This window comes from Micrococcus sp. HSID17227 (assembly GCF_003989405.1).
Taxonomy (GTDB): Bacteria; Actinomycetota; Actinomycetes; order Actinomycetales; family Micrococcaceae; genus Micrococcus; species Micrococcus luteus.
The window spans coordinates 1-4,193 of record NZ_RBLN01000193.1; the positions used below are offsets into that span (position 1 = coordinate 1).

Consider the following 4,193-nt stretch of genomic DNA (forward strand, 5'->3'; position numbering starts at 1 on the left):
TGGCGGGGGCCCGCCTCCCGGCTGGGCTGGGCGCCCGTGGCCACCGTGCCGGACCTCGAGGCGTGGTGGGGCGGCTGGGGCTGAGCGGGCCGGTGCCCGCGGGGCGGGGCTGGCACAATCGCGGACAGGACGGAACACGGGAGGACCGATGAGCGAGCTGGACGAACTGGACTTCGCGGCGCTCGCCGCGTTCCTGGCCTGGTGGTTCGGGACGGCGGGCGTCGGCTGGATCCGGCGCGTGGACGGCTGAGGAGAGAGGACGCACGGATGCAGTGGGATGAGGGACGACGCCGGCACTACGGGCACTTCTACGGGCTCGAGGACCTGCCCGAGGGTGACCTGCTGCTGGTGTGGGGCAACTGCCAGGGCGAGTCGTATCGGCGGCTGCTCGGCGGGGAGCCCGGCACACCGCTGCACGGGGCGGACCTGGTGAGCGTCCGCGTGCCGCCCGCCTTCGAGGCCCAGCCGGACGAGGTCGAGCACCTGGAGCGGCTGCTGCCCCGCGTGAAGGCGCTCGTCACCCAGCCGATCCCGCACGACTACCGGGGCATGCCCATCGGCACGGACCAGCTCGTGGCCCGGCTGCCCGAGGACGCCGCCGTGGTGCGGATCCCCGTGGTGTACGACGTCTCGCGCTTCCCCTGGCAGGTCACCCTCCGCAACTGGAAGTTCGCGCCCGGGGCGGCCGAGCGGCCGGGGGAGGACCCGCCCGTCGTGCCGTACCACGACCTGCGCGTGCTGGCCGAGGCGGCGACGGGCCGTCGTCGGGAGGTGGCGCCGGCGGCGATCCGTGAGGCCGCGGCCGCGTCCGTGCAGGCGCTGCGGGCGCGGGAGGAGGCGAAGGGGACGCTGTCCATGGCGGATCTGGTGGCGGCGGAGCGGGGTGTCGGCTTCTACACCGTGAACCACCCGACCAACACGCTGCTGACCCGCGTGGCCGAGCGCGTGGCCGAGCGCCTGCCGGGCGACGTCGCCGTCCAGCCCGTACCCGCCTCCCGCGTGCTGCTCGGCGGGGTGCGCGCGCCCCTCGAGGCGGTCGTGGTGGAGGCCCTCGACCTCGACGCCGAGCCGACCGAGGACTGGACCGTGGCCGGACAGACCGTCCCGGCCGAGCAGCTGCGACAGACCCACCTGGACTGGTACGCGCAGAACCCGCAGGCCGTGGAGGTCGGGATGCGCAAGTACGCCGACCAGCTGCGGCTGCTGGGCCTTACGGGCTAGCGCCGGCCCCGGCCACCAGTGGAGGATGGGCGGCACGTCCCGTCTGCCGCGGAGCACGTCTGCGGGGGCGGCCGTACCGTTCCTTTGACCCCGTCACCCCACGGAGGACCACGTGACCGAGCAGTACGACATCCTGATCGTCGGCGGCGGCAACGCCGGCGTGTCCTTGGCCGCCGCACTGCGGCGGAAGCGGCAGGGTCGGGTCGCCATCGCCGACGGCCAACAGCTGCACCGCTACCGGCCGATGCTGAACTACGCGGCGGGCGGGCAGGCGGACATGGCCCGGTTCGAACGGCCGATGCGGGCCGTCATCCCGGACGGGGTCGAATGGATCCCGGACCACGTCGTGGCCGTGGACGCCGAGGAACGGACCGCGGTGACGAGCACCGGGCTGACCGTGGGCTTCCGCCACCTCGTGCTCTGCCCGGGGCTGACCCCGTGGTGGGGTGCGATCGACGGGCTGCGTGAGGCCTACGCCGCCGGATGGGCGGCGAGTGCGCACGTGCCCGAGCACGTGGACGCCGCCCGGGCGCTGCTGTCGCGTGTGGCCGCGGGGGACCGTGTGGTGGCGAATGTGCCGGCTGAGCCCTCCTCGTGCGGCGGCACCGTGCTCAAGGCGCTGTTCCTGGCCTGCGCGGCGTGGGAGCGCACGGGGATCCTGCCGGACGTGGACGTCCGCCTGGTGACCCCGTACGGCCGGATCCTGGACCGGCAGACCATCGACCCCGCTCTGGCCGAGGCCGTGGCGAGGTACGGCATCCATGTGCACGCCGGCGCAGAGGTGAACGCCGTGGACCACGAGGCCCGCGAGGTGGTGCTCAACACCGGTGAGCGGATCACCGACGTCGCGGCCGCGTACATCACGCCCGTGGTGCGGGCCCCGGAGTTCATCGCCGAGGCGGGCCTGGCGGACGACGGCGAGGCCGGCCTGGCGGCCGCGGATCCCGCGACCCTGCGGCATCCCGTGCACCCGCACGTGTGGGCGCTGGGCGACGCCGCCGCCCTGGGCACACGGCCCTCCGGCGGAGCCCTGCGCCGGCAGGTCAAGATCCTGACCCAGAACATCCAGGCCGCGGACGCGGGGAAGCCGCTCCAGAAGTACGACGGCTACACCGTGATCCCCGTGATGGTCAGCCGGGACGAGCTGGTCCTGGACGAGCACGTCCGCGACGGCTCCGAGGACCGGTCGATCCCCGGCGTGGACCTGACGAAGCCGCGGAAGAGCACGGCGGCCTTCGACCGCTTCGGCCAGCCCCGGATCTACTGGCACCGACTGCTCAAGGGGAAGGTCTGAGCCCAGCGTTCTCGCTGCCGCGACCCGTGCGGCGGACGTGCTTTCGTTCGGGAAACGGCGCCCTGCCGACGACGCCGGCCTCAGTCGTCGCGGCCCCGCACCGGGCGCTCCTCGAGCGTGGTCTGCACGACCCGCCCGCGCTCCCAGCTGTTCGCGCCCGGCACCACGTCCGGGACCGGGATGTCCGCGCGGTTGCGCCGCTTGGCCGCGGTGTCCACGCCCACGCGCTCGTCGCGGGCGCGCAGGAGGGCCTCGTCCACCTGGCCGTCGCCGGTGAGGCCCATCATCAGCTGGGGGATGCCGTACGGGAAGTCGTCCCGGTCGTACTGCCAGGTGTGGAACGTCTTCCCGTAGGTGTGGATGAGGTCTTCGAAGTAACTGTGCTCGGCCAGCTCGGGCACCCCGGGGGCCGTGAGGGCGCCGGAGCTCACCTCGTAGTGGTGGCTGTGCCACAGGCGCCGCTCCTCGTCGGGGAGGCTGCGGAACCGCTCCTCGCTGATGATGTACTCGATGCCGATCAGCCGTGCGTCCGGCGCGTTGCGGTCGAAGATCACGCACTGGTGCAGGTCGTGGCGCAGGTGGATGCAGAAGTGGCTGGCTTCGACCTGTCGGCCGAGGTCGTCGGCGTAGAAGTGCAGTCCGTTGAGATAGGTGCTCATCGCGCCCATGGGGTACTTCGGCTGGACCAGGCCGGATGCCGCGTCCAGGAGGCGGTGCTTGAGCGGGTGGCCCTTTCCGACGGCGGACATGAGGGCGATCTTGCGGGCTGCGGTGACGGCGGCCGCAGTGCCCAGTCCGGCGGCGAACCCGAGGGCGGTGGAGGACAGGCGATGGGTGCTCATGGCCCCACGCTAGGAGCGCGGGGCGGACTCGGCCAGGGTGGTGGGGCTGCCGGGGCTGCCGGGGCTGCTCAGGAGGCGGGGACGGCGGATCGTCTGCGCATCTGACCCTTCTGAGTGGGCGCGTGGTCGCCAGAAGGGCCAGAGATGCAGAAGATTCCGGGCGGCCGGCGGGCACGACGTCGGTCCATACGACACGCGACAATGCGCAAAATCCATTTGCGCTAATCTTCTATTGACTAAGGATCGCCCCTCTTGTGCTATTCGTGGACCGGAGTAATCTCGATTCCAGCAGCACCGCCCCGGCCCGGGGCGGGCCCGAACCGGGAGGATCACGCCATGACCACCGCCGTCCGCACCTGCGCCGCCAGTGCCTGCGCCTTCAATGCCGAGACGTCCTGCAGCGCCCTGGCCATCACCGTCGCCGGCTCCGACCGTACGCCCGGCTGCGGCACCTTCGTCCAGCTGGACGTCCGCCGCCCGGTGACCGAGGGCGCCTCGACCGTCGGTGCGTGCCACCGCCTCGAGTGCACCTACAACGCCGACCTCGCCTGCACCGCCGAGGGCATCGAGGTCACGGACGTGGCCACCTGCGCCACCTACACGATCGACTGACGCCGCCCCTCAGGGGTGGGCGACCCGCGCCGGGATCGCGTCCAGCAGCCGCCGCCAGGCGTGCCGGGGGCTGTGGTCGAGCCGGCCCGCACCGGGCAGGGCCACGTGCACCGCGGTGGTCTCGCCGTCGCGGACGCGCAGCAGGGTCACCCCGGCTTCGTCCGCGTCGAGGGCGTGGGCGGGGGGCTCGGGCAGGGGCTCGGCGTCGACCTGCAACGGGGTGC

4 protein-coding genes and 1 pseudogene are annotated in these 4,193 nt (G+C 73.0%); 3 read left to right on the forward strand and 2 right to left on the reverse strand.

The annotated features are described in order from the left end of the window. Positions 1-267 precede the first annotated feature (267 nt). Positions 268-1,221, forward strand: a complete 954-nt coding sequence (locus tag D8M29_RS09180; RefSeq protein WP_127445920.1) for a WcbI family polysaccharide biosynthesis putative acetyltransferase — start codon at positions 268-270, stop codon at positions 1,219-1,221. 112 nt (positions 1,222-1,333) lie between these two features. Beyond that, on the forward strand, positions 1,334-2,515 hold the full coding sequence (locus tag D8M29_RS09185) for an NAD(P)/FAD-dependent oxidoreductase (RefSeq protein ID WP_036339621.1): 1,182 nt from the start codon (positions 1,334-1,336) through the stop codon (positions 2,513-2,515). Positions 2,516-2,595: 80 nt separating this feature from the next. Here D8M29_RS09185 and D8M29_RS09190 read toward each other — a convergent pair whose 3' ends face one another. Next, a complete protein-coding gene (locus D8M29_RS09190; protein ID WP_127435478.1) occupies positions 2,596-3,357 on the reverse strand; it encodes an OBAP family protein in 762 nt (253 codons plus the stop codon). Between the two features lie 336 nt (positions 3,358-3,693). Here D8M29_RS09190 and D8M29_RS09195 point away from each other — a divergent pair, with 336 nt between their 5' ends. Beyond that, positions 3,694-3,969, forward strand: a complete 276-nt coding sequence (locus D8M29_RS09195) for a DUF1540 domain-containing protein (protein WP_078026237.1) — start codon at positions 3,694-3,696, stop codon at positions 3,967-3,969. Between the two features lie 9 nt (positions 3,970-3,978). On the opposite strand, the pseudogene D8M29_RS09200 reads toward D8M29_RS09195, so the two are convergent. After that, positions 3,979-4,193, reverse strand: a pseudogene (locus tag D8M29_RS09200) (hypothetical protein); the annotation flags it as partial.

Coding starts and splice junctions, on each gene's coding strand:
- D8M29_RS09190 (WP_127435478.1), bottom strand. CDS start 3,357: ATGAGCACCCATCGCCTGTCCTCCACCGCCCTCGGGTTCGCCGCCGGA.
- D8M29_RS09195 (WP_078026237.1), top strand. CDS start 3,694: ATGACCACCGCCGTCCGCACCTGCGCCGCCAGTGCCTGCGCCTTCAAT.
- D8M29_RS09180 (WP_127445920.1), top strand. CDS start 268: ATGCAGTGGGATGAGGGACGACGCCGGCACTACGGGCACTTCTACGGG.